Origin of the sequence: Mesorhizobium sp. M0296 (assembly GCF_040321675.1) — a bacterium.
Classification (GTDB): domain Bacteria; phylum Pseudomonadota; class Alphaproteobacteria; order Rhizobiales; family Rhizobiaceae; genus Mesorhizobium.
The window spans coordinates 14,663-38,190 of the sequence record NZ_JAMYRZ010000050.1 but is presented as its reverse complement, the minus strand read 5'-3'; the positions used below and the strand labels follow the sequence as shown (position 1 = coordinate 38,190).

Below are 23,528 nucleotides of genomic sequence, written 5' to 3'. Positions count from 1 at the left end.
TATGATGTCGGCAGGTTCGGCGGCATTCCGGCCGCACCGCGAACGTCAGCTTCGGAGAAGCGCCGGAAAGGTCGGCAATTGGCGCTCCTTGCTCGTTCCACAGCCGGCAGAGTTGACTGCTATTGACCCAGCAGCGATCATAATGATCGCCACCAAATCAGCGTTTGTTCTCCGTTAGCGCTATTTCAACGCGAACCTCTCAACCATGGACGCGATCCGGTCTTTGGCGCATTAAGGAGGCGGACTCCTACACGACGGGGAAGCCGGTCCTATCCTTTCCACATCGTCGAGCGGAGAAGAGCCTGCATGTGCTCTGCCAGGTCGAGCTCACCGCGCGCCTCGATCTTCAAAAGATATCGTGCCTTGGCCCGGCGATCACCTTCCCTGACCGCAGGATAGGCGCATACAGCCAGCAGCGCCCTTTCCTCAGCCCGGCTGGCTCTGTCGTGGTCGTGATTACTGCGATCCATTTCGTGGATCGCCTTGGCGAACGCAGCGTACATTGCCTTGTGCGTGTTGATCAGCGCCCGCAGATCGCGGGATGGTTCCCGGTCCTCCCGTCGCGGCTTTGTGGCGAAAGCCGATGCCGCAACCGTCGAGGCGAAAACGGCGCTGGCGGCGTTGAGAAGCAAGGCGCGGCGATTGATCCTGGACATGGTGAACTCTCCTCTTCACTTCACGGCAGGCTGCCAGAACGATGTCGTAGGATCGGCCAGCTGCGCTTCCACAGTAGCATGACTGCCGGCGCGTTCATGTCAGGATGGATGGTAACGTTGGATGCGTTCCAGCTAGGGGCAGGGCTAGGGCGACCGCGGCGATCGCATCTCGCGAGGCATTTCGATCGATTATTTCCCCTCGGCATCGCCACCAACGAACGGATCGCCATTCTGGCCGTGGTCCGTGGTCATGGTGATTGCTCCGACTTCGCTTCGATCATGGGGCGCCGCTCACGCGGCGCCCTCGGCGGCAATGGCTTTCATCACCCGTTCGGCCGCCCATCGTCCGGCCTCGTTAAGACGGCGCTGCCAAGCGCCTTGCGTGTGCGAAATCCTCGGATTCATGCCGATGGAAATGCTGTTCAGCGCTGCCCCGCATCTATGGGGCGGCACGCCGGAGGAAGCGCGCGACAGTATGGAACTCGCAGACAGGTCGTGTCTCTGCCGCACGGCACCAAGCGCGATCTGCTGGCCCTGGTCAAGAAAACGGTGGCGTGGAGCGTGCTGCGGACGGAGCGGCGGCGGAACCGCAAAAGGGAGAAGAAGGACGTCTTTAGGCGCCTCGCGCTGCGATGAGTGGCGCCGGGCGGGAGCATCACCGCGAGGCATTCATAGGGGTACGCCTTAAGCATCGACCTTCTTAAGCTCCGAGAGCCGCACAAGGCCGTTCTGGCTGCGGAATGTCACTGTCGCATCCGTACTTTGCGCCTGGGCGATCCGGGTGAGGTGATCGATGATTCAAACATAAGCGCGTTTCCGCTGCATCGGCGGCGGAAATTGGTCGAAGGTATCGCCCGGTCCTAGAATCCAAGAACGGGGAGGACGCGAATGCCTTCCGGCGCAGCACCGCCAGACAATTCTCGTTCAACTCCGGCAGGCACAAGCTGAGCGGCCGACATGCGGGCGCTTCTCTGACTTTCGTCCTCCTCGCGGTCGCAGCTCAATAGCGGCCGTTCGGCAAAAGGAACAAAGTGCGGTGTCGCTGGTTGAGATTTGTTGAGACCAGAGCGGGAGGCTTTCCCCGCTGCTGTGTCTGACGTCTCGTCCAGCGCAAGGATTCGCCGTGGGCATTCTTGAGAGCCTGAAGAAAGCTACCGAGCAGGCGACGGGTATCGCGCGACCGAGAAAGCAAGAACTCGCCGAATTTGCGAAGGTGAACAAGCCATTCGAATTTCGGTTCAAGGATGACGGCCTCGTGCCGAACCACCCCTTCTGGCCATTTGTCGTCTATCGTGGCGCCTCGGTGGAACAATTTGACTCCGCAGCCGTGCTGGAAGCGCTTTTCGAGGCCAATGGCTGGAGTAGCGGCTGGCGGGACGGCATCTACCACTACGTTCATTACCATTCCCGCAAAAATGAAGTGCTTGGGGTTGCGCACGGAACCGGCAAGGTTCGGTTCGGGGGCAACAGGGGCCGTACATTGTCCTTGAAGGCCGGCGACATGGCAGTTCTTCCGGCCGGCACCGGTCACCAATGTCTCTCCGAGTCTGCTGGTTTCCTGGTGGTCGGCGCTTATCCCGCATCCGGCGCTTATGACGAATGCACGACAGCGCAGGAACATGAGCGGGCATTACGAACGATTCCCAAGTTGGCCGTTCACGGAAGGACCCGGTCTATGGGAGCAAAGCGCCGCTTGTGTCAGTGTGGAAAAAATGAAGCTTGAAGATGAAGTCCGCCACGTTTCCGAAGAGTTGGACGATGATGTACTGAATGACGCTGTGCGGGCGCTGCATCGTCGAGTGAAGATCGTTCATGATTTCGATATCCCCTACATTGCTGGCTACAGCAAAGATGGCAGGACGATTTATATCGATCGCCATATGCCTCGCACTATGGATTGGAAATCCGCCAAAGTCCGGCTTGCCCCATTCCTGCTAACGCACGAGATCGTTGAAAAGGCGCTCCTAGACGAACTCGGGCTTCATTATCTGCACGCGCATCAAATCGCCCTTCGAGCCGAACGCGAGGCCGTGAAGGCGGCGGGTGTTGGCTGGTCCGCTTACCAGGCCGTCAACAAAAAGAACGAAAAACCGATCTCCGAAGAGAAGCTCAAGAAGATCCCCAAGGATCTTGACCTGACGCCCTACCGCGACATGAGTGACTTTTCAACGCTCGAGCGTCTGCTGAAGGCACAACGATAGTCGGACAGGCCAATGGTCCTCGCTTGCCAGTTCTATGACCGCCGCCTCGCTGCAGAGCCGACGATGGTCTTTGTTAGTTTCGTGCCCGGCCGAAAGTAGGGCTTCAGTCGCAGATGCTAAGGAGGCAGTAGGTTTCCCTGTTCCTTGGCCGCTTCGAGAAACGCCCCGCGACTACTTCGCGTTTATCGATCAAGGCATGCATGGCAGAGCTGCACTGCGCTGAGCCATTTGGGGCCACACTGCTTGGTCCTGTGCAACAGCCGCTCGGCGGCCCGTTCGATGTTGTTGCACTGATAGGCAATGCCACGACGGGCGATCCTTACGGAAACTGGCTTCGGGATTGGCGCTTAATTTGAGAAGCTGGAAGGTCGGATGTGCGCACCCACTGGTCATCGCGGAGGATCAGACGATCCATAATTCCCATGGCTGCCTCCAAAAGACAGCCTTGAATCTGATTTGCTCAGCCCTGGGAATCCCAAGAGTCCACACGACCCAATGTGCGTAGGCTTTTGATCTTCTCGTCGAAACCCATGTTTCGATTACTCGACGTGCCCCATTGACGCCAAGTACCTCGCCCAGAGCAGCTCCGATGCAGCGCGGACTTGGTCAGCATTAGACAGCCTAGCGGGTCCTTCCCAACATAGCCATGGGCACCGGCCTGCTACTCACGGAGCACCCCCTCCTCCCTGGCAGCAGCCTCGAAAGCCTGACGGACCTCTTCCGGAGTCACACGGTCCTGAAAGGCGTCGGCGCACAGTTGCACAGCCTTCCTCCACTTAGGTCGCATCTTGGTCGACTTCATGAGTTCCTCGGCGGCGCCCTCGACGTTGTTGCACCCGTAGGTGACCCCAGGTCGGTCGGTCTTGACGTACACCGGAGGGGAGAACCAATGGGTTACCATGACAACTCCTACTCAGGGGAGAGATACATCTTGGCCTCCTTGGCGGCAGCCTCAAAGGCCTTTCGTATTATGTGGGGGTCAATCGAATCGCCCTCCAAGGCTGACAGGCAGAGGGTCGCCGCCTTGTGCCAGCGAGGCCCTCGCCGGGTTCACATCTTGAGCTGCTCAAGGGCTTCCTTCGCATTGTTGCAGCCATGCCTGAGACCGCTTTCAGTCTTCACGAACACCGGCGGGACGAACCAGATGGGCGCCATGATACCTCCTACTCAGGGGAGAGATACACGTTGGCCTCCTTGGCAGCCGCCTCAAAGGCTTCACGGACCTCATGGGGGGGACACCCTGCCCTGGAACGCGTCGACGCAGGATTGGACCGCTTTCGTCCACCTCGGGCCCTTTGTGTCCCATGTCATCAGTTCTTCGGCGGCTCCCTCGACGTGGCTGACCCCATTGCGAATGCCCGGACGTTTCGTCTTCACGTAGACCGGTGGAGAGAACCAGAGAGGACCCATAAGGGGGAACTTAGAGCGGCAAGAGCCCGCCGACCAACCCCGCTTTAGCCGCAGCTAAGGGAACGATCTAGGCCCTCGCGGGTTTAGAGGTGGCAGCGGGATTCTTCGTGGATGTGCAGCCGCTGTGGGGGGGTCCGTCGCCTCTCCCTCACCGGCGGCGGGCTCCTTTCGCGAAGGCGGTGTTGGTAATAGACACCTAGAACCTTATACCGCATCCAATTTAGCTAGTTCTCATTGGGGGAGTAATGTCCCCTCCTCTTTTGCAGCAGCCAGGAATGCCTTGCGGGCCTCCTCAGGTTCCATCTCGTCGAAAATCACGGCCATGCAAACGCGCACCGCGAGGTCCCAGCAAGGGCCACGCTTGGTCCACTTCATCAGCTCCTCGCCGGCTGTCTCGGCGTTGTTGACGTTGTGGATGATCCCGGGACGCTCGGTCTTGACGGGGACCGGAGGGTTGAACCAGTGGAGAGCCATGAAGCGACCTCACAGGGCGGCTTGCCTCTTCCGCGCCTCGCAGGGTCTTGGTGATGGTGATCGAGGTATGCACGAGCCTGGTCGCGGCCATCGGGCAAAACCCCCTGGCGGCAAAGCTTGCTCCATGAAATTGATGCCGCCGTCATCATCCAAGCGGCGATAGCGAAAGTGGCATGGTCAATGTTTGCAGGCGCTTGAACCCTTGGGAGCGTAGCTGTTGGAGGTCATCGATATTGTCTTTTGGTTTCAGGTGTAGGTTGGGCCGGCGTTGGTCTGTTTCAGGTTCGATACAATCAAGCCGGTCTTGCGACGGTCCGGACGAACGCAGCGTCAGCGCTGCTCCGCAGCAGCACGCTGCAGACGGCGGTCGCCAGCCAGCTTGAGGCGCAGTTGCCGCAACCACTCGCCATCCTCTCCGAGCGGAACACAGGACGGCTACGCGAATCTGAGCACTGCCAAATCGGCCTAATTTTCCACTGCCGAATGGACGATGAGACGCGTAAGCGAGTTTCCGGACCGGAAGCTATGCGTTGGGTTGCCCAAACGATGCAGAGGCGCTGCTGTGTTGGCGCGACACGCTCGACCGCAGGTACGGACGGCATAAGAATTTTGGAGAGGCCCGTGGTGACTGGGGATTGCGCCGGTATTGGCGACGCGTGAAGACTGGGTCGATATCTGGGGCGCGGCAGCACCTGCAAGGGCAACTTCATACCGGAGAGTGGAGGCCGCGCTGGGAGGTTGTTGCTTCGGCTACCAACTCAAAGTGATTGTCCGGGAGAGTTCGGCGATGTCGCCATAGATCATCGAACCTGTGACGAGAAAACATTTATCACCGAGGACTTCGAAGAGTGAGCTTGACGCGGTACAAACCGGCAGGTTCTTCGAATTGGCGTACGTGCCCAAGGTCGCGGTTTCGACCTTACGGTCCTTGGCTTCGGCACAGCCGACACTGATCGCGAGGATTGCGATAGCAGTGAGAGTCGTCTTGCTCATATTTTTGCCCCTGGAGCCAGCTCTTGTCGGGTAAGTCGCGCGATGCATCAAAGTAGCACCGGCCGACGATCGGCTTCATCCATCGATTGGAGGAAGCGGGCTCATCCATAATTGGCAATATCTTGAGTAAGGCGCCGAGCGCACCAGACTCATGGAATGGCGCGGGGCATAGGTATTGGTGACGTGGTGGCGATCACAGCCACAGTCCGCAGACGGGTCAATGAGGACCACGTCAGCGTTCCATCCCGAGCTATAGCTTTCCGCATTCGATCATCGATCATACCAAGGTGAAGAAGGGGCAGCAGATCGAGCTTACCGGAGAGATCACGCGCATAGACGAGCAAGGCGGCAGGGTGACCGTCGATCTGGGACCGCTGGTGACGATCGACATCGACAAGCTCAGGCTGGTCGAGAAGTACAGGACGCCAAAACCCAAGAAGCCGCTGCGCGACATGGTGGATCAGCTCGCGGACCGCCGCTTATCCACGCGACATCGGTACCACTCAAACGAATGGCAATTTTCTGTCTGAATGCGTTTAGGATCCATGCTCGGAGACCACGCATGGGTATCGCGCGGGAGACAGGTGACTCCCCGTTTCAAGGCGTCGAGATGCTACGAGCACTGAACAGTCAGTTCCTTAGACCTAAAGATCGGGCGATCTGCCAGCGGGTTGTCGACCAGGTAACCGCCGACGCCAAATGGTACAGCACCCCGATAGACGGTCAGATTCTGGCCTCGACCACGCTGAATCTCTTTCAATCAGGGGTCGTAAACGAAACGAATTTGCTGGCACATGTTCGCGCGCGGCGCCACGACTTCACTAAACTTACAGGCTAGTTCTTCACCCTCGCGACATGGGCGCGAAATGCGGCTCTTCGTAGTCCGCCGGCCTATTGTTAAGCAGATTGAGCGCCCGCTTTATGTCCCGATGCAGATGGTCGATCGCTTCCCAATGCTCGCCAAATGGCTTGAGCGACAACTGCGCGTCGCGGAGTTCTACCGTCAGAAGCCACGCCTGTCGTTCAATTTTGGCGAGGTGATATTCGGAAACGGCTTCGTGTCGGCGAGGGTGCGGCATCCCGCAAAATAGGAATATATTCCGCATGCCGTCAAGGTACATAGAGTTCGTCCCGCCCTCAGCGCCTGCTCGCCGCGGGCATTTTGGGGGGAAGCATGAAAATCAGGTTATGTGCGTTTGTAGGCCATCGGCGTTTTGTCGGGCTGCGCTACTCGCCCAGCCGACATCAAGTCCATGCTGGTTTCGTACAGCGTATACGCGGGCAAGTCCTGCAGCCAGTTGGAAGCCGAACTTTACCGAACGAGTTCCGACCTGGCGCCGATAATGGGTACAAGACAGAACCGCCCGCCATGACGTGGACGGCGTGTTTTGGCTTGGCTTGCCGTTGGCAGCATGATCGACAACACAGATATCAAGGCACATGAAGCCAAGATCGAGCTGAAGGGCAACATGGACGCGATCAACGCAGCCCGACGAAAGGGCGGGTGTGTTGCCGGCACTCTGTAAGCCGTTCCAACGTTAAAATTGTCGGCCTGCTTCCCGCCCTCGCGACTGCGGAGTGATCGTTTAATCGATTGACTCGCGTAATGCACCGGCAGTTAATCTCCCCGCCAGGGCAAAAGAGGGGCTATGAAACTGGGAGCAAACGATGACTGTCCAAAAAGAAGACTATCGAACCAACAGAGCCGACTACGCCATAGCTGCGATGCATAGCCGAGCGACCGCTGAGGGCGATCGTGACGATTTGGTGGCGAGGAAAACGTCCCTGTGGGTAACAGATCGGCGATCTGCAAAATTGGCTGCAAACCCGTCCGAAAGCTCGCCAGAACCCAAGGCAAAAGCGCGCGGTAAGTGAATCGTGCCAGCCACTTTCTTACCGCCGCGTACTTCGTTCGCATGGTTCAATTACATTAGATTTATCTAATATGCTAACCAGCCAGTCGAGCATTCCCGAACGCTCGCTGGTCAGGCCCAGCGGCCCCCCTAACCCAAGCTGCTGGGCCGCCACTCAGAGCAAAGCGCGATGTATGAGCATACTAGCATAACGGTGATCGTCTCCACCTTGCCGGCCTTGCTTAGCACCACCTGAAAATCAGCTTCGAATCCCCGAAGGTGCGGGGTCCCAGTGGCCATCACTAGATATTTCGAGATTTGCGGTTCGAGCCGGCTCCCTTCATCGGCATGAGCGGTGACGGAGTACATCATCTTGGCAAATCAACACAGCCGGCATCCTCGTCCCCTCGTTCGGTCGAAAGCTAGGTGGAACAATCAGGGTGCGCAACTTGTCATCACTGATATTGCCGCTTCACCCCAGCTTTGAGCGTGCGCCCTTCCGCCTATGCCTGGTTCATCGTTTTTTTACTTTATTAGCGCACGTTCATAAACGGACATGTTGGTGTAGCTTGTACGTGCCCAAAGCCCCGGCGCAACGACCCAGTGCCGGGGCTTTTTTGTCCGCCTGGTAATCCGCGTGTTCAATCCAAGGTCGCTCTCAATTCGAACGCGAGCGAATCACGCCGCAAAGTCCCCTAGGCAAGACGCTGTGGGCGGGACCGCGGTGCGAAGCGCGAGTGCGGAGGAACTTTCTGGCACTCCGCCAATTATTCTGCATGTCCCAAACAGCACACGTCGAACCGCCCCTTCTCTCTCAGGGCAGCCCGGACAGGAGCGTGAACTGCGCAGTCGCCCTCGACGGCGTGTACGCCGCTCTGGCGTCCTCTTGCATCGAGCAAGGCTGGACGGCTGAAGAGACTGCCACCGCACTTTTCAACCTCGCCTAGGAACGAGCCTAGCTGTGCGTGTTTCGGCATTTCGACGTCGCGGTGTCGGATTATTTGCATGCAAACCAGTTTTACGACGCTATCTTCCCATCCTCAACGGAAGATTCTGGGAGGAATGCATGGCTGCCCATGAGCAACATGCCGTTGAAATCATTAGGGACAAAGAGTGGTCGGTTCGCGTGACGGTCAACGGCATCACCACCACGGTCCCTTTTACATCTGAGAGCTACGCGCGTTCGTTTGCAGACGGTCAGGCGTTCCGACTGGGCGTTCAGGTCGCGGAGATCAAGAAGGCGGCCTAGCTGCGCGCTTGCCCCAAGAGCCCCACAGCGATTGAACCTCGAGTCACCAAAGTCGGTTGAAATTAGCCGTTGCGCGGCATAAGAGCTTGTGCCTATAGTTAGTACGTGGCTCGCACGAACAAACAGACTGACTGTGACGACCTGTAGATGGCGCCAAGCTGGGCTGCTGCGCGGTCTGGAGGTGAGCCGGAACACTCCGTCAACAGGGGATACGCACAGTGAATCGCTTTCAGAAACTCTCGACCGCAGCGCTCGTCGCAGCATCCTTCACGTCGGCCGCCCTCGCCGCGAATGACAAGCTGACGATCGGCATCGTCACCTTCTCGACATCCGACGTCGACACAAACCAGATGGTCGACACGATGAGCCAGGAAGCCAAGTCCAAGGGCTGGTCGGTGGAAACGCTCAATGCCAATGGCGATCCTTCGCAAGCGATCACCAGCATCAAGCAGCTGGCAACCAAGAAGGCGGACGCCATCATCGTCACGGTCTTCGATTCGACGGGCCTGGCGGCCGGGCTCCAGGCGGCGGCGGACGCAAAGATCCCCGTGCTTTCGGCCGGCGGCGGCATGGCAGACGGGATCGCGCTATCTGCAAGTACCGGTGCTGCGCAACCGCTGATCGACTTGATGCTGAAGGACATCGGCAAGTCCGGAACTGTACTCGACCTCACCTACCATCCCGGCATTCCGTGCCGCGAACGAGCCGACGCCTTCGATGCGGCGGTCAAGGCAAATCCGGGGCTCAAGGCGAGCTCGCACGAGATCAGCATCCCGGGTGCTGCCGAATCCTCGCAGGCCGCGACCAGCGCCTGGCTTGCAGCCAATGCCAACGCCAAGGGGCCGTTCGCCATCTTCAACTGCTATGACGACAACGCCATGGGTGCGATCGCGGCGCTGAAGCAGAACGGCCGCAGCGACGTGAAGGTCTATTCGTTCAACGCCACGGCGCCCGCTGTCCAGGCTGTCAAGGACGGGACGATGACCGCCACGCTCGGTGTCGATCTGACTTCGGCAGGCAAAATGCTAGTCGATCAGATTCCCGACATCCTGGCAGCCGGCGACCAGTGGAAGCCCAAATCCTTCGTGCCAGGCTATACGCTCGTCACCAAAGAGAACGTCGACAAGTTCATCAAGGACAATCCGCAGTAAGCTCTCCTGATTGTGGGTCTGGGCCGGACTTGCCTGGCCGGGCCGGAGTGCTGTCATGAGAGCCGCCATGTCCGCTGATCATTCCCTGCCCGAAACCCACGCTCCGGCAGAGGCGCCCCGCGTCCTGCCGTCAACGCAGACCGGCTATGCCTCGCCCAGTGCCCGACAGCGGCGCGCGTTGCTCATGCGCCTGCTTGGGACCTATGGCACCATCATCGTGCTGGCGTCGATGCTGGGGATCTTCTCGGTGCTGGAGCCGGGGACCTTCGCAACCATCGGCAATTTTCGCAATATCGTAAACGACATGGCGATCGGCACCATTGTCGCGGCCGGCCTCACCGTGCCACTCGTCGCCGGTGATTTCGACCTCAGTATCGGCTATGTCGCGAGTTTCTGCGGGCTTCTCGTGGTCGGGCTGTTGAGCAGCAGTGGCTTGCCGATCCTACCCGCCATCTTCCTTGTCGTCGGCCTCGGAACGGTCATCGGCATTGTCAACGGCATTGTCGTTTCGAAGATCGGGGTGAACGCCTTCATTGCCACGCTTGGCACGGGCACCATCGTCGTCGGGCTGAACTACGCCTATTCGGGCGGAATTCCGCTGCAGCTCACCCAGTCGCGCGAATTCACAAATATCGCGATCGGCCGGATTGCCGGAGTGCCGCACCTCGTCATCATCATGGCTGTCGTGCTTGCGCTGCTGTGGGTGATCCTCAACCGAACAGTGCAGGGCCAACACATCAAGGCCATCGGCGTCAGCCCGGAATCAGCGCGCCGCGCCGGCGTCGCCGTCGATCGCAGCCGCATCGTTGCCTTCGCCATCGCCAGCACCTGTGCTGCTATCGGTGGCGTGCTGATGGCCTCCAATCTCGGCTCCGGCCAGGTGACGGCGGGTGACAGCTTCATGCTGACGTCGTTTTCGGCCGCCTTCCTCGGTTCGGCGGCGCTGCGAGAGGGTCAGTTCCATATCCTCGGCACCTTGATCGGCGTGCTGACGGTCGCCGTCGGCAACAATGGGCTGGCCATGATCGGCGCGCCGATCTTCACGCAGTTCCTGTTCACCGGCTGCCTTCTCGTCGTCGCCGTAGCGCTCGGCGGTATTGGCCGCCGCTATGCGAGGGGATAGGCCATGGCGCAGAAGATGCTGCTCAGCCTGCGCCGGATCTGCCGCAGCTTCGGCGGCATCCAGGCACTCGATGACGTTTCGCTGGACATCGCCAGGGGCGACATACTCGGCCTCGTTGGCGACAATGGTGCCGGCAAGTCGACGCTGATCAAAATCCTGGCCGGCGCGCATGACCCGACTTCCGGCGACGTGATCCTCGAAGGGCGGCCGCAAAAGTTGTCGCCGCCGTCCGAAGCGCAACGCCTCGGCATCGAGACGGTCTATCAGGACCTGTCGCTGATCGGCACGTTCACTGCCGCCGAAAACTTCTTTCTCGGCCGCGAGATTGCGCTTGGCCGCGGCCCGGCGCTGCTGCGCTGGATCCGCCGCAAATCGATGGGCGACATCGCGATGCGCGGCCTCGAGGAACTACACATCGATATCCCCGGGGTGCGCAGCAAACCGGTGGATCGCATGTCCGGCGGCCAGCGCCAATTGGTGGCGATCGCGCGCGGTGCCTTTTGGGGCCACAAGCTGCTGCTGCTCGACGAGCCCACCGCAGCGCTCGGCGTGCGCGAATCCCGTGAGGTGCTCGACCTCATCAAACGACTCGGCGCCCAGGGGCTAACGATCATCATGGTTACCCACAATCTCGATCATCTCTGGCAGGTGTGCACCCGCGTGGTGGTGATGCGCAGGGGCCGCAAGGTCGCCGATCTCGCCAGTTCCGGCACCAATATGGAGGAGGTTGTTGCTTACATCACCGGCGCCAGGCAGCCGGCGACCGCGCAGGCGGGCGCATGAGTCCGAGTGAAACGATGACGCTGCGCCGGCTGCTCGCGGATGCGCCGAGCCGCTGGGGCCATTGGGGTGCCGACGACGAGATCGGAGCGCTTAACTATCTGACCGCCGACGAGGTCAAGCGCGGTCTGGCGTCGGTGCGGGACGGCCGCACCTTCACCCTCGGCGTGCCGGTCGCGACCTCCCAGGGGGATGCCGTCTTTCCCGGCCGCTGGCCGGCGAAGCACTTCATGGTCGCCGACAAGGCCGGCTTCGAGAACGGCCACTGGCAGCCGCTTGCCGGCGGCCTCGAATTCGCAGACGACTATGTCACCGGCTTCGCACAGGCCGGCACGCATTGCGACGCGCTCGGCCACATGTGGTTCGACGACACGCTTTGGAACGGCTTCGCGGCAAGCAGTACCAATGGCGGCATGACCAAGGCCAGCATCATGCCGATCGCGGAGCGTGGGATCGTCGGACACGGCGTGCTGCTCGATATCGCCCGGTTCCGCGGCAAACCGGTCCTGGAGCGCGCTGAAACATTCACGCATCGCGACCTCATGGAATGCGCCCGGGCCCAGGCGGTCGATATCCTGCCGCGCAGCATCCTTCTCGTTCGCACCGGCTGGGTCGGCGCACTGGCGGCGGGAAGCCAGCGCGTCGGCGATGGATATTGGGAACCCGGACTGACCTTCAGCCTCGACCTCGTGCGCTGGTTCGACGAGATGCAGATCCCCTGTCTAGTTACCGACACACTGGCCAACGAGACAACCTACGAGCCCGAGACCGGGTTGATGCTGGTTCTGCACGCCGCGCTGATGCGCAATCTGGGCGTGGCGTTCACCGAAATGGCATCGCTCGACCTGCTGGCCGCCGACTGTGCCTCGGACCGCCGCTACGAAGGCTTCTACTGCGCCAGTCCGGTCAAAGTGAGCAAGGGCACCGGCGGCGCGGCAAATCCAGTGTTCATCAAATAGCACCCAACAAGGTGGAACGGCTTATGACTTCTGCAGACGACCAGATCTGTTTCCTGCCGGCCACGGAACTGGCCCAGCGCATCCGGCGCCGCGACCTGTCGCCGGTCGAAGTGACCGAGGCCTATCTGCGCCGCATCGAGGCGCGCAACCCGGTGGTCAACGCCTATACGCTGGTTCTTGGCGACCAGGCGATGGAAGCTGCGCGGGCCGCCGAAAAGGCCGTGATGGCAGGCGGTCCGCTTGGACCGCTGCATGGCGTCCCCGTCGGCATCAAGGACCTCGACGATATGGCCGGCGTGCCGACCTCGATGGGATCGTGGGTGGTGCACGACCGGGTGCCCAAAACAAGTGCCGTGGCGGTCGAGCGCCTGCTCGACGCAGGCGCCATCGTGCTCGGCAAGACCAACACGCCGGAGTTCGGCCATAAGGGCATCACAGACAATCTGCGCTTCGGGCCGACCAGCACGCCCTTCGCGATCGGCTACAATTCCGGCGGCTCGTCCGGCGGCAGTGCGGCAGCGGTCGCCGACGGCATGGCGGCCCTGGCGCAAGGCACGGACGGCGGTGGTTCGGTCCGCATCCCCGCCTCGTTCAGCGGCACCGTCGGCTTCAAGCCCTCTTTCGGCCGCATTCCTTCGGTGACTCGCCCCGACGCCTTCCTGTGGGGACATCCTCTGGTCCATATCGGACCGCTGACCCGCACCGTTGCGGACGCCGCGCTGATGACCAAGATCATGGCCGGGCCACACAACCGCGACCCGTTCTGCCTGGCGGATGACGGCGTCGACTATGTCGGCGCCGTTGCCGGGTGGACGCCGAAACTGCGCGTCGCCTACAGCCCGCGACTAGGCAATTTCCCGGTCGACGCTGAGGTCGCCAACGTCGTTGCCCGTGCCGTCGATGTCATGCGAGGACATGGCATTGAGGTTGATGAGGTCGAGCTCGATTTCAGGGCCGATCACAAGGAACTGGCGGCGCTTTGGGTGCGCACGATCTCGATCCACTATGCTGCCATCGCCGTGTACTTGAAACAGGAGGACATCGACCTGATGGGCAAGCACGCCAAGGTGCTCACCCCGCAGTTCCTCGCCATGCTGGAGGGCGGCTACAAGGTGTCCGCCATCGACCATGCGCTCAACGATCTTTTGCGCACCGGCGTCCATGACGGCCTCGAGGATGTATTCGAAACCCATGACCTGATCGTCTCGCCGACGCTGGCCGTTCCGCCCGTCAAGAATGCCACGGACGGCAACACGATCGGGCCGACATCGATCAATGGCGAGGCGGTCGATCCGCTGATCGGCTGGTGCATGACTTATCCGATCAACTATACCGGCCACCCGGCGATTTCGGTTCCGGCCGGCCTTACGGCGCGGGGCCTGCCGGTCGGCCTGCAGATCATCGGGCGGCGGCACGCCGACGAAACCGTTCTGGCGATGGCCGCTCAGTTCGAACGCATGCAGCCCTGGTTCCTAAGCTATCCGGGGCTCGCTGGATAGTTGGGTGTCGGAATACCCTAGGTCGTGAACCCATAAATCTGAGAGAAGGATGGGTTCAGGCTGTTGGCGTAAAAATAGGCCTCAAGGGGGAACCGATCTCCCTCGCACATCAGCTTTCCGCCGCTCTCTTCGGCCGTCGGCTGGGATTTCGAGTTCCACGGCCGCTGATACGCTGATATCGGCCCGCAAGTGCGGGCTGATACATACTTGCCTGAACTAAGTAATCGCAGAGGCAGACCCCCCTTTACCGGACTGGTCGGCGTGCTAAGCAAAGCCCGCCATATGTTACGTTGAGTCAGCAGCCCACATCAGCTCCTCTGATAACAGTATTCACCTCGTCGACTGAGCTCGCATCGGCGGGCGTACGTCGGAAACCCACCGCGAACCCGAGAAGCGAACAGGCGGATAACGGGATGAGAACTGGCCCGACTAGCGAATAGCTGGCGAAGCAGCTTGGTAGGCCGTTGCCAACCTGACTGCGAGGTCATCCAGCGCGACCACATCGACTTCTGTGGCAGGCGTGTCGGTCGACGACCTCGGCGTTGGAGCCACCACCTCCAACTCGGGTGACCGAGTTGAAACCGGACAGAGCGGCAATCTCAGGTTGGGCGCCGAGCATCTCCGGGAATTTTGGGCAAGACCGGGCACGACGCAAGTTGATCGTAATGCGGTCATTCCCGAGTGCGGGCTGGCTCCTCGAAGCAGGCGTCGAGCGAAAATCCCGACATTCGCCGGACGTGTTCGGGCGCGGTCTTCTTTGCCTGGCTGGACGTCGACCGAAAACATTATTCCGACAAGTGTTGTCGAGGGGGCCGATCGGCACTCCCGCCGCAACAAGCCCTCATGTGGTTTTTTCGCGGCCGTGCCGATTCAGGGTGCTCGCGTATGTGTGAGTCTTCGCGATATGGGCAAGCACCTCGGCTTTGCTTGGCCCGCGAACTATCACTGCCCAGTCGGTCGAGGACGGGCGGGTATCCATTCCAAACGAACGAGACATGGTCTGATCTCCTGTGGTTTCGGTTGTGACGCCTTCTCGGCGCTTACGGGAGGATCGCAGCGTGGCGGCGAAGCAAGCGTTTGAAGGCCCGTCGTTTTGCTGACTGCAGACCAGCGCGGCTCACCGTTGGCTGACGCAAAAAACCTCTCGTTTTCCCACTGTCGTTCCCACTGCACGTCAAACGCTGCCGCCCGAGGGTTAGCCGTCCGGGACGATCCCGGTCGCGCAACATCCGAACCCAGGAGTGAATGACATGCACGACGATACAATGGTCATGGAAAAGTCTGCCGTTAAGAAGGCGCCGCGGGAGCCAAGGAACGGCGTCGACACGCCCACCCTTCTGGCCACCATCAACGCCGTCGCGGGGCAGCCCGAGCTTGCCAAGTTCCAGTTCCGTGCCAAAAGCCGCTGGATTGCCGGCACGCACAGCAGCAGCACGATGGCCAACTTCTTCGGCGCCGGCACCGAGCAGTCTCACAAGACGGCCTACCGGGCTGACAGCGACCATCCAGCCGTCCTATGCGGCACTGACAACGGCCCGACGCCGGTCGAATATCTTCTGCACGCGCTTGCTTCATGCCTCACGGCCGGCATCGCGAACATCGCGGCCGTGCGCGGGGTGACGCTGCATGAGGTGGAATCGACCGTCGAAGGCGACATCGACCTTCGCGGCATCCTCGGCATCTCGAATGAGGTCCGCAACGGCTACCAAGGAATCCGTATCTCCTTCAAGATCAAGGGCGATGCTCCCGCTGAGAAGCTCGAGGAAATCGTGATGCAGTCGCGCACCCGTTCCGCCGTGTTCGACGTGCTGACCAACGGCGTGCCGGTCTCGGTTGCCGTCAAAGGCTGACTTCGGTCCGCAAGAGCAATATCGCCGGCCTCGTCCTGAAAAGGATGGCGCCGGCGATCTGTTGCCCCTGCTTACAAGGCGCGAATCCATGCAGCGTACAGACGTAGCCATTATCGGCGCCGGACAGGCGGGTCTCGCCATGAGCCGGTGCCTGTCCGAGCGCGGAATCTACCACGTCATTCTGGAGCGCGGCCGGATCGCGGAGCGCTGGCGCAGCGAACGGTGGGATTCCCTCCGCCTGCTGACGCCCAACTGGATGACGCGCCTGCCCGGCGGCGGCTATCGCGGGGCCGATCCCGATGGCTTCATGACAATGGCCGAGACCGTCGGGTTCCTGGAGGATTACGCGTGCTCGATCACCGCGCCCGTAGAGGACGGTGTGGAGGTGCTTTCGGTCGAAAAGATCGAGGGAGGCTTCCGGCTGCTGACCGATCGTGGCCAATGGAGCGTGCGTGCGGTCGTGGTCGCGACCGGAAACAGCGACCGGCCCCGAATTCCATCAATCGCAAAGCACATCTCCTCCCGTATCAGGCAGATCGTGCCGCGAGACTATCGCAATCCTCGGCAGCTGGTTCAGGGCGGCGTTCTCGTGGCCGGAGCCTCGGCGACGGGAATACAACTTGCGGAGGAGATCCATCGCTCCGGGCGCCCGGTAACCCTGTCGGTCGGCAGCCATACACGCCTGCCTAGGCTATATCGCGGGCATGACATCCTGTGGTGGCTCGACCGGCTGGGAGCGCTTGTCAAGCCCGTCGCCGAAGTCTCGGATCTCGCCGCGGCACGGCGGCAGCCCTCGCTGCAGCTCATAGGGACACCCGAGCGCAGGTCGCTCGATCTCGCCGGCCTTCAGGAGCAAGGCGTTCGTCTTGTCGGTCGAGCCATTGCCGCCTGCGATACACGCATTCGGTTCAATGGCGATCTCGCCGACACGACCGCGGCGGCGGAACGCACACGGAGGCGCGTACTGGCCAACATAGACCGCGCGGCCGTCGCCGAGGGTCGTGACTCGATCGATCCCGGTTCCATTCCGAGCCTGATCCTGAGCGCCGAACCGACCGAAATCGACCTCATCGACGAGGGTATCGAGACCATCATATGGGCCACCGGCTATCGCCGCGAATACCCATGGCTGAAGTTGGATGTGTTCGACACCCGGGGCGAAATCCTGAACGATGGCGGCATCTGCTCGTATCCGGGACTTTACGTGCTCGGCCTCAATTTCATGCGCCATCGAAGCTCCAGCTTCCTCGATGGCGTCGGCCGCGATGCCGAGGCTTTGGCGGCTCACATGGCAATGTTTCTCGACGCCTCCCGCCGAGCCGCGGCCTGACCGTCGAATACAACGTTGGCGCGGCAAAAATCGACGTTGACTTCAACGCTGACGCTCACGCCCGACCACGACAAGGGCTCCACTGGCGCCGTAGTCAGCGCCCGCAACCATGGAGAAAATCAAAATGAGTACAATGATGAACCCTTCCCTGTCCCTCACCACAACGCGAGGTTTGCGCTGGGCCGGCGGAACGATGCTGGCCGCAGTCTGGCGTTTCATTCGCATCCAGCGGGACCGTCGACAGCTTAATGAGCTGCCGGACTACCTCCTGCGCGACGTCGGCATCACCCGCTTCGAGATCAACTCGATCACTTGGTTTGCCGGGCGTGATCCCAGCCGCCGCTCGCGTTTTTGAGGCGAGAGGAGGGAGAGGCTCAATGACTGCCGCATCGGCGTTCCACGTCTCGCATAAGGCGTGCCACGCACCGCTGGTCATTGCCCTGCACTGCTCCGGCGGCAACGGACGGCAATGGCGCAACTTGGCGGAGCGGCTCGATGACAGCTACCGCTTCATCGCCCCCGACTTGATCGGGGCGCCGGGCGGCGGCACCTGGACTATCGCCGGCGCTTTCCATCTGGCCGACGAAGCCGCCGGGGTCCTGGAGATGATCGACCACCGTGACGGAGTGCATCTTGTTGGCCATTCCTATGGCGGTGGATTGGCCCTGCATACAGCGGCGATGCGTCAAGACCGGCTGGCCGGCCTCTCCCTTTATGAACCGTTGCCTTTCGCCGGCAGCGTAAGCTGGACTCTGAGGGCCACGAGGTGCTCGGCGAATGCCGGCGGTCGCAGCGCGATACACGCGCGATACACGACGGCTTGATCGGCGGTAGCCATCTCTCCGGACAACTCGTTTCATCGACCACTGGAGCGGAGCCGGCACCTTCGACGCGATGAGCCAAACTTCAGACTGCACTCGTACAGTTTCTGCGGAGCAGGCTCGACTTCCACACGTCCATGCCGGCTCGGGAATATGCCCGATTTGGCTTTCGGGTCTTGGTGTTGTGCGGCGAAGTTGCACCGGCTCCGACTCGGCTCATCATCCGTGAGCTGGTTTCCGCATTCCGGCCGCGATTGGGCGATTGTTCCCGGCGCTGCTGACCCATGCGCGAGCTGCGTGACCGCAACTTGCCTGCCCTACAGGCAGCGTAAACCTTCGAGGCAACTGCGTGGATGCGGAGGAGTCACACCGTGGCGGCTATGCGATCGCGCACGATATTTCCGGCCGGATCCTCCGTTTCGAAGAAATCCTCCCGCATCTGCATTTCTGTGTAGAGCTTGGCCGCTTCCGCGAGAGTGGCATCCGCGCCAGCGATCTTGCCGCGCCGCTTCGCAAGCCCGAGAGCTAGCAAGGAGCGGGCAAGCTCCGGCCGTAGTTCAACCCGCCTGGCAAGGCTGCAGGCCTGTTCGAGCCAACTAATGGCCGATCTGGAAGTTTTCAGCTCGGCAAGGCCGCGCAGTGCGACGATCTCGCTCCACGGATCGCGGCGTCCCCGTGCAAGCTCGAGCGCATGGCCGAGATTGGCCGCGGCTTCCGGCTCACAGAGGCGCGCACGCACGCATGCGAGTACAGCGCGCGCGTGACATTCGAACTGGGCAAGATCGAGCCGCTCAGACTCGGTCACCGCCATCTCCAAGGTGGCGCCCGCGTCGTGGTTGCGGCCTAGCAGGAATTCCGCATACCCGAGCACCGTCAACAGCCATGGCCGGAGTAGGATAGATCCGCTGGTCGCGGCTTCGGAGGACCACAATTGCAGCGCCTCGACAAGCGTCGGCTCGGGCCCGCGCAGGACGCCCACCACACCGGTGAAATAGGCGGCCGCGCAGCTGTCGATCGGGCGCGCCACTTCGGCGGCGACCTTCTGCAACTCGCCAAGCGAGCGCTCCGCATCGTCGAACCGGCCAAGGCGCGCTTCCGCCTGCGCGCGGTGCCCCAGGTACCAAACCGCACGAGCACCGAGCTGTCCGAAACGCTCAAGACGCCAAGCTTTGGTGAATCTCTCCTCATGCGGAACAAGCCGCTCCAGCACCTGCCGCGCCTCGCTGCGGATCAGAAGCGCCTGTGAGGCGGCCAGATCCGACTCGCTTATGCAGCGCTGCACGCCGTTTGCCGTCGCGCCGCGCTTGAGTGTATCGGCCGGTTCCAGCGCCTCCTCGTAGCGGCCGTGGGAGCTGTTGAGATAGCTCAAGTGGAGCAACACGTCGGAAATGAGTTGCGGATCGCCCAGTTCCATGGCCAGTTCGCGCGCTTCCAACAGCTGCGGCAGCACCTTCCGATAGGCACCGAGGGCGCCGTAGGCGGGCCGCATCCGCACCCGCAGGTTGATCGCCTGGGCGAGGGTTTTCGGATTTCGGGGCAACGCGGCGACCGCTTTGCGGGCGCTTTCGAGGAACTGGACCGCGGCGGAATAGGCCGAGCGTTCCTCGGCCCGACCCGCCGCTTGCAGCAGATAATCCGCGGCAGGTTCCCATGCCTCGGCACGAAGCGCGTGTTCGGCCAGTTGCTCGATGTGGTGGTTCAGCGATCCGGCATAGAGTCTTTCCATCGCAACCAATGCAGCCCGATGCAGCCTTTTTCGGTCCTCTGCCAGGAGGGATTCGTAGGTCACCTTCAGCGTCAGCGCGTGCTTGAACGTATATTCCACGTGAGGATAGCTCTGGACCTCGAACAGGAATTCCAAAGTCTGCAGTTTGGCCAGGCATACCTCCAGCTCCGCCTCCGAGAGCGGCGAGAGCGCCCGCAGCAGCGGATACGGAACATTCTTGCCGATAACCGAAGCGAGTTGGAGTGCCTGCCTTTCCGAGTCACCCAGCTGCTGGATGCGTGCGGCGATGAGCGATTGAACCGTCGACGGGATGGTGATGGATTCCACCGGTCTCGTGAGCTCGTAGCGGCCCGACTGGCCGGCAAGGACGCCGTCCGCCACCAGTCCGCGCACCATTTCTTCCAGGAATAGCGGCGTGCCCTCGGCCCGCTCGGCAAGTGATTTCCGCAGTTCCCCCAAACTGGGATCGAATCCCAGCAATTCGGTGAGGAACTGCTCCATTTCGTCCCGCGCGAACCGCTCCAACCTTATCTGCTGGAAATAGCCGCGGCGGTTCCATTCGTGCCGGTACTGCGGCCTGTAGGTGGCGAGCAGCATGATACGGTTGGCGCCCATGACCTCGACCAGCCTGTTCATTACGGCCTCGCTCTCGGCATCGATCCAGTGCAGATCCTCGATAAGCACGGCTACGGGCGCGGCCCGGCTCAAGGCAACGAGAAATGCGCTCATCGCCTCGGATACCCGTGAGGTCCGCTCCCGCGCATCGAGATGCCACCAAGAAGAATCGTCGACCGGCAGGTCCGCGAGGAAGGAAAGCGGCGCCGTATGACTCGGATCCAGGTCCAGTTCAGCCCGTTTGAAGGCAAACAGGCGCTGGGCTTCCGCCAGGCCGTCTTCGCCACGAATGCCACAAGCCGAGAGCAGCAGCTTCTTTACAGCACCCAGAGTAACTGATGAATCAAACTCCAGACCGCCGCATTCAAGCACAGTAAAACCAGCCACCTCGTCGAGGGAGAGAAATTCATGGGCAAGCCTCGACTTGCCCATGCCGGGGTCGGCGACGATCCCGACGACCTGGCCGTGGCCCTCCCTGACCCTGCGCCAGGTTGAAAGAAGGATTTTGAGCTCGAGCTCGCGCGCCACCAGTCCGGTGAGGCCACGGTTGGCCCTCAGGTGCCAGCGCGACAGCGCGTAATTTTCGCCCAACAGCTCGTAAATGCGTTCGTCGCGGCCAAGGTGCGGATGCTCCGAATGCGCCAAGCGGTGCATCTGCACATAGCCCCCCGCGGCTGCGCGCGCTCGGCCTGTCGCGGCGATCGTCGCACGGTGCAAGGCACGCATCAGCCGGTTGGCTGCACGCGGCGCGGCTCCGGCCAGTTCAACCTTACTGGCTTCGGTCGTCCATTGCTGCCGTACGATCACCTCGCCGGTGTCTATTGCGGCCCTCAACTGGATCCCGCCCTGGGAAAGCTCCTCCACTGCCAGCTTGGCCGCAAGCGCGGCGCGGCACGCAAGATAAGCGTGATCCTCGGTGGCGCGAGCGAGGCCGAATGCTGCGGTGATTGTCCCGTCAGCAGCCGACGTGACGACGCCGCCGTGGCTTTCCACGACTTCTATCACCCGATCCTCGACGGGCTGGAATTCGCGAATTGCTACTTCCGGATCCGCCGTTTCGAGGAGATGCACGGGACTGATCACTTCCGCGGCCAGCACTGTTATGTACTGCCGAGAGCGGTTGATTCCCAAGGACGCCGGAGGGCCTGCCAGTTGCTGCGTCTGTTCGGGGTCGGCGAGGAAACGACGCGTTTCTTCCACGAAGGTCGCGAATGCCGGTTCATGGCCAAGCAGCACGTGGTTGACGCTGTCGAGCGCGACGAAACGCGCGCCGGGGATTTTCCCAGCCATCGCCTGGCCATGATCGAACGGAATGACTGCGTCCCTCGTGGCATGCATCACCAGGGTCGGAACGCGGACCCGCGGTAACAGCTCGTCCACGTCGATGACGGCGCCTTCCTCGAAGATGCGATGGGCAATCTCGGGCGAGACGGTATTGCGTTGCAGCTCGTTGTACCAATTCCTCTGTTCCGGCGTTGCTTGCGGGATGAAGAGAGAGGTGAACATCTGCCGGAACACCGGGTCGTCTTGGCCCCAGCCTTCCTGTATCAGCGCTCCCATCGCTTCGCGGCGGGCTATTTCGCGCTGATTGCCCCGTTTGCGCCAGCCTTTGGTAAATCCGCCATACAGCACCATCCCGGCCACGCGCTCAGGATGCCGGACGGCATAGGCTATCGAAACGGCGCATCCCTGGGAAATGCCAAGCAGGGAAACGCGGCGCAGACCGGCCGCATCGATGATGCTCTCCAGGTCGGCGACCATGGCCTCGAAGGATAGGTCGGCGGGATGCCGATCCGATAGGCCGTTCCCGCGCTGGTCGTAGCGTATCAGCTGGTAGTGCGCGGACAGGCCCTCGATCCAATGCTTCCATACCGGACTGTCCCATTCGAGCTCGAGATGGGACATCCAGTGGGCGGCCCTTACCAAAGGGGGGCCTTGACCACTCAAGGAATAGGCCAAGCGCGCGCCGTCGGGCGTCGTGCACCGGCGAATCTCCTGCGCCAGGGTTCGCTCCGGCGGAGAGGCAAGCTGTATCTCCGACGCAGGCAAAACACGCGTCGGAGTGACGCTCTCACCGGCGGGAGCGACCTCCGTGTCCGTTCTCGAGGCGCGGCTCTGGACCATGGCGGATTGCCGTGCTGCCTCGCTCAGCCGACGGATGTCTGCTCGAAGAGCCTCGTCTCCGGGCTCCAGCCCGTGCAGGACATGGGCGTACGGAAGCGCCCGCGCCGGCTCATCCGCCAGCCGGTCGACTAGCACCCGAAGGATGCGCAGATGCGTCACGTGCAGTTCGTCGGCGGTCGCAATGCGCCAGGCTTCGAATTCCGGACAGCGCGGCAGTGAGAGGTCATCCAGGAAACGTCCGCGAAACGCTCCGGCGAGGGCTTCCAGCTTTTCCCGTTCGAGAGCCTCTATGTCGCGAGTGCCAAGGCCGCGGAGCGGCGCGATGTCCAGCACGATTTCGCTGGTGTTCAGGCGAACTGCGTTGCGGTCGGCTTGCAGGATCTCGCCGTCCCCGAGGTCGACGACCTGTCGGATCTTCGAGAGACTCCAGCGCAGGGCGCCGCGAGGATCGTCCGGTACCTCCCAGAACATCTCGCAAAGGCGCTCGCGCCGCTGCGGGCGCTCGACGAGCGCAAGATAGGCCAGCAGCGCCCGCGTCTTTTTCGAAGGCGGCAAGGAAACGACCTCGCCAAGGCGAAGGACGGTCAGATCTCCGAGAACGCGAATTTCGAGCGACACTTTGTTGATCCTAGTGCGCCTGCTAAATTAGCGATGGATTGTATCAAGTCCGTGCCGCTGCCGAAAGCGTTCGTTTCCGGAGCGCGAGGTTTCCGC

The 23,528-nt window shown here is 61.5% G+C and carries 21 protein-coding genes; 16 read left to right on the top strand and 5 right to left on the bottom strand.

Annotated elements, in window-relative coordinates; all coding sequences use genetic code 11:
* Positions 1 to 269: 269 nt before the first annotated feature.
* Complete coding sequence (locus NKI97_RS31090; RefSeq protein WP_352838176.1) at positions 270 to 656, bottom strand: hypothetical protein; 387 nt, start codon at positions 654 to 656, stop codon at positions 270 to 272.
* A 117-nt stretch (positions 657 to 773) separates the two neighbouring features.
* Here NKI97_RS31090 and NKI97_RS31085 point away from each other — a divergent pair, with 117 nt between their 5' ends.
* The 3 genes from NKI97_RS31085 (at position 774) to NKI97_RS31075 (ending at position 2,857) form a co-directional block, all read left to right on the top strand.
* On the top strand, positions 774 to 1,292 hold the full coding sequence (locus NKI97_RS31085; protein ID WP_352838174.1) for a hypothetical protein: 519 nt from the start codon (positions 774 to 776) through the stop codon (positions 1,290 to 1,292).
* 487 nt (positions 1,293 to 1,779) lie between these two features.
* Complete coding sequence (locus NKI97_RS31080; RefSeq protein ID WP_352838172.1) at positions 1,780 to 2,379, top strand: cupin domain-containing protein; 600 nt, start codon at positions 1,780 to 1,782, stop codon at positions 2,377 to 2,379.
* Complete coding sequence (locus NKI97_RS31075) at positions 2,369 to 2,857, top strand: hypothetical protein (protein WP_352838170.1); 489 nt, start codon at positions 2,369 to 2,371, stop codon at positions 2,855 to 2,857. The genes NKI97_RS31080 and NKI97_RS31075 overlap by 11 nt, the downstream gene beginning before the upstream one ends.
* 661 nt (positions 2,858 to 3,518) lie before the next feature.
* Here NKI97_RS31075 and NKI97_RS31070 read toward each other — a convergent pair.
* The 3 genes from NKI97_RS31070 to NKI97_RS31055 form a co-directional block, all read right to left on the bottom strand.
* On the bottom strand, positions 3,519 to 3,758 hold the full coding sequence (locus tag NKI97_RS31070; protein ID WP_352838168.1) for a DUF982 domain-containing protein: 240 nt from the start codon (positions 3,756 to 3,758) through the stop codon (positions 3,519 to 3,521).
* A gap of 740 nt (positions 3,759 to 4,498) precedes the next feature.
* Positions 4,499 to 4,741, bottom strand: coding sequence for a DUF982 domain-containing protein (locus NKI97_RS31060; RefSeq protein WP_352450353.1), 243 nt, complete (start codon positions 4,739 to 4,741; stop codon positions 4,499 to 4,501).
* 750 nt (positions 4,742 to 5,491) lie between these two features.
* The gene (locus NKI97_RS31055; RefSeq protein ID WP_352838166.1) at positions 5,492 to 5,734 is read right to left on the bottom strand and encodes a hypothetical protein; all 243 of its coding nucleotides are present in this window, start codon (positions 5,732 to 5,734) and stop codon (positions 5,492 to 5,494) included.
* A 287-nt stretch (positions 5,735 to 6,021) separates the two neighbouring features.
* On the opposite strand from NKI97_RS31055, the gene NKI97_RS31050 reads away from it, so the two are divergent.
* From NKI97_RS31050 to NKI97_RS30990, 13 genes are all read left to right on the top strand, one after another.
* On the top strand, positions 6,022 to 6,264 hold the full coding sequence (locus NKI97_RS31050; protein WP_352838164.1) for a hypothetical protein: 243 nt from the start codon (positions 6,022 to 6,024) through the stop codon (positions 6,262 to 6,264).
* A 32-nt stretch (positions 6,265 to 6,296) separates the two neighbouring features.
* Positions 6,297 to 6,572: a hypothetical protein gene (locus NKI97_RS31045; protein ID WP_352648043.1), complete on the top strand. Its 276-nt coding sequence runs from the start codon at positions 6,297 to 6,299 to the stop codon at positions 6,570 to 6,572.
* A gap of 28 nt (positions 6,573 to 6,600) precedes the next feature.
* A complete protein-coding gene (locus tag NKI97_RS31040) occupies positions 6,601 to 6,825 on the top strand; it encodes a hypothetical protein (protein WP_352838162.1) in 225 nt (74 codons plus the stop codon).
* 1,828 nt (positions 6,826 to 8,653) lie between these two features.
* On the top strand, positions 8,654 to 8,836 hold the full coding sequence (locus NKI97_RS31035) for a hypothetical protein (protein ID WP_352838160.1): 183 nt from the start codon (positions 8,654 to 8,656) through the stop codon (positions 8,834 to 8,836).
* 218 nt (positions 8,837 to 9,054) lie between these two features.
* Positions 9,055 to 9,987, top strand: a complete 933-nt coding sequence (locus NKI97_RS31030; RefSeq protein ID WP_352838159.1) for a sugar ABC transporter substrate-binding protein — start codon at positions 9,055 to 9,057, stop codon at positions 9,985 to 9,987.
* A gap of 67 nt (positions 9,988 to 10,054) precedes the next feature.
* Complete coding sequence (locus NKI97_RS31025) at positions 10,055 to 11,110, top strand: ABC transporter permease (RefSeq protein WP_352838157.1); 1,056 nt, start codon at positions 10,055 to 10,057, stop codon at positions 11,108 to 11,110.
* A gap of 3 nt (positions 11,111 to 11,113) precedes the next feature.
* Positions 11,114 to 11,893: an ATP-binding cassette domain-containing protein gene (locus tag NKI97_RS31020; protein WP_352838155.1), complete on the top strand. Its 780-nt coding sequence runs from the start codon at positions 11,114 to 11,116 to the stop codon at positions 11,891 to 11,893.
* Positions 11,890 to 12,849, top strand: coding sequence for a cyclase family protein (locus NKI97_RS31015; RefSeq protein ID WP_352838154.1), 960 nt, complete (start codon positions 11,890 to 11,892; stop codon positions 12,847 to 12,849). Before NKI97_RS31020 ends, NKI97_RS31015 begins: the two co-directional genes overlap by 4 nt.
* A gap of 23 nt (positions 12,850 to 12,872) precedes the next feature.
* On the top strand, positions 12,873 to 14,348 hold the full coding sequence (locus NKI97_RS31010; RefSeq protein WP_352838152.1) for an amidase: 1,476 nt from the start codon (positions 12,873 to 12,875) through the stop codon (positions 14,346 to 14,348).
* A gap of 1,265 nt (positions 14,349 to 15,613) precedes the next feature.
* On the top strand, positions 15,614 to 16,198 hold the full coding sequence (locus NKI97_RS31005) for an OsmC family protein (RefSeq protein WP_352838150.1): 585 nt from the start codon (positions 15,614 to 15,616) through the stop codon (positions 16,196 to 16,198).
* Positions 16,199 to 16,286: 88 nt separating this feature from the next.
* A complete protein-coding gene (locus tag NKI97_RS31000) occupies positions 16,287 to 17,528 on the top strand; it encodes an NAD(P)-binding domain-containing protein (RefSeq protein WP_352838148.1) in 1,242 nt (413 codons plus the stop codon).
* Positions 17,529 to 17,637: 109 nt separating this feature from the next.
* Positions 17,638 to 17,883, top strand: a complete 246-nt coding sequence (locus tag NKI97_RS30995) for a DUF1127 domain-containing protein (RefSeq protein WP_352838146.1) — start codon at positions 17,638 to 17,640, stop codon at positions 17,881 to 17,883.
* Between the two features lie 22 nt (positions 17,884 to 17,905).
* A complete protein-coding gene (locus NKI97_RS30990; RefSeq protein ID WP_352749906.1) occupies positions 17,906 to 18,352 on the top strand; it encodes an alpha/beta fold hydrolase in 447 nt (148 codons plus the stop codon).
* 361 nt (positions 18,353 to 18,713) lie between these two features.
* Here the strand turns inward: NKI97_RS30990 and NKI97_RS30985 are convergent, their stop codons facing one another.
* Positions 18,714 to 23,432, bottom strand: coding sequence for an alpha/beta fold hydrolase (locus NKI97_RS30985; RefSeq protein WP_352838144.1), 4,719 nt, complete (start codon positions 23,430 to 23,432; stop codon positions 18,714 to 18,716).
* Positions 23,433 to 23,528: the final 96 nt, after the last annotated feature.

Excerpts from the sequence above, each read along its gene's own strand:
- NKI97_RS31090 (WP_352838176.1), bottom strand. The coding sequence starts at position 656 with ATGTCCAGGATCAATCGCCGCGCCTTGCTTCTCAACGCCGCCAGCGCC.
- NKI97_RS31075 (WP_352838170.1), top strand. The coding sequence starts at position 2,369 with ATGAAGCTTGAAGATGAAGTCCGCCACGTTTCCGAAGAGTTGGACGAT.
- NKI97_RS31070 (WP_352838168.1), bottom strand. The coding sequence starts at position 3,758 with ATGGTAACCCATTGGTTCTCCCCTCCGGTGTACGTCAAGACCGACCGA.
- NKI97_RS31060 (WP_352450353.1), bottom strand. The coding sequence starts at position 4,741 with ATGGCTCTCCACTGGTTCAACCCTCCGGTCCCCGTCAAGACCGAGCGT.
- NKI97_RS31055 (WP_352838166.1), bottom strand. The coding sequence starts at position 5,734 with ATGAGCAAGACGACTCTCACTGCTATCGCAATCCTCGCGATCAGTGTC.
- NKI97_RS31045 (WP_352648043.1), top strand. The coding sequence starts at position 6,297 with ATGGGTATCGCGCGGGAGACAGGTGACTCCCCGTTTCAAGGCGTCGAG.
- NKI97_RS31040 (WP_352838162.1), top strand. The coding sequence starts at position 6,601 with ATGCGGCTCTTCGTAGTCCGCCGGCCTATTGTTAAGCAGATTGAGCGC.
- NKI97_RS31035 (WP_352838160.1), top strand. The coding sequence starts at position 8,654 with ATGGCTGCCCATGAGCAACATGCCGTTGAAATCATTAGGGACAAAGAG.
- NKI97_RS31025 (WP_352838157.1), top strand. The coding sequence starts at position 10,055 with ATGTCCGCTGATCATTCCCTGCCCGAAACCCACGCTCCGGCAGAGGCG.
- NKI97_RS31020 (WP_352838155.1), top strand. The coding sequence starts at position 11,114 with ATGGCGCAGAAGATGCTGCTCAGCCTGCGCCGGATCTGCCGCAGCTTC.
- NKI97_RS31015 (WP_352838154.1), top strand. The coding sequence starts at position 11,890 with ATGAGTCCGAGTGAAACGATGACGCTGCGCCGGCTGCTCGCGGATGCG.
- NKI97_RS31010 (WP_352838152.1), top strand. The coding sequence starts at position 12,873 with ATGACTTCTGCAGACGACCAGATCTGTTTCCTGCCGGCCACGGAACTG.
- NKI97_RS31005 (WP_352838150.1), top strand. The coding sequence starts at position 15,614 with ATGGTCATGGAAAAGTCTGCCGTTAAGAAGGCGCCGCGGGAGCCAAGG.
- NKI97_RS31000 (WP_352838148.1), top strand. The coding sequence starts at position 16,287 with ATGCAGCGTACAGACGTAGCCATTATCGGCGCCGGACAGGCGGGTCTC.
- NKI97_RS30995 (WP_352838146.1), top strand. The coding sequence starts at position 17,638 with ATGGAGAAAATCAAAATGAGTACAATGATGAACCCTTCCCTGTCCCTC.
- NKI97_RS30990 (WP_352749906.1), top strand. The coding sequence starts at position 17,906 with ATGACTGCCGCATCGGCGTTCCACGTCTCGCATAAGGCGTGCCACGCA.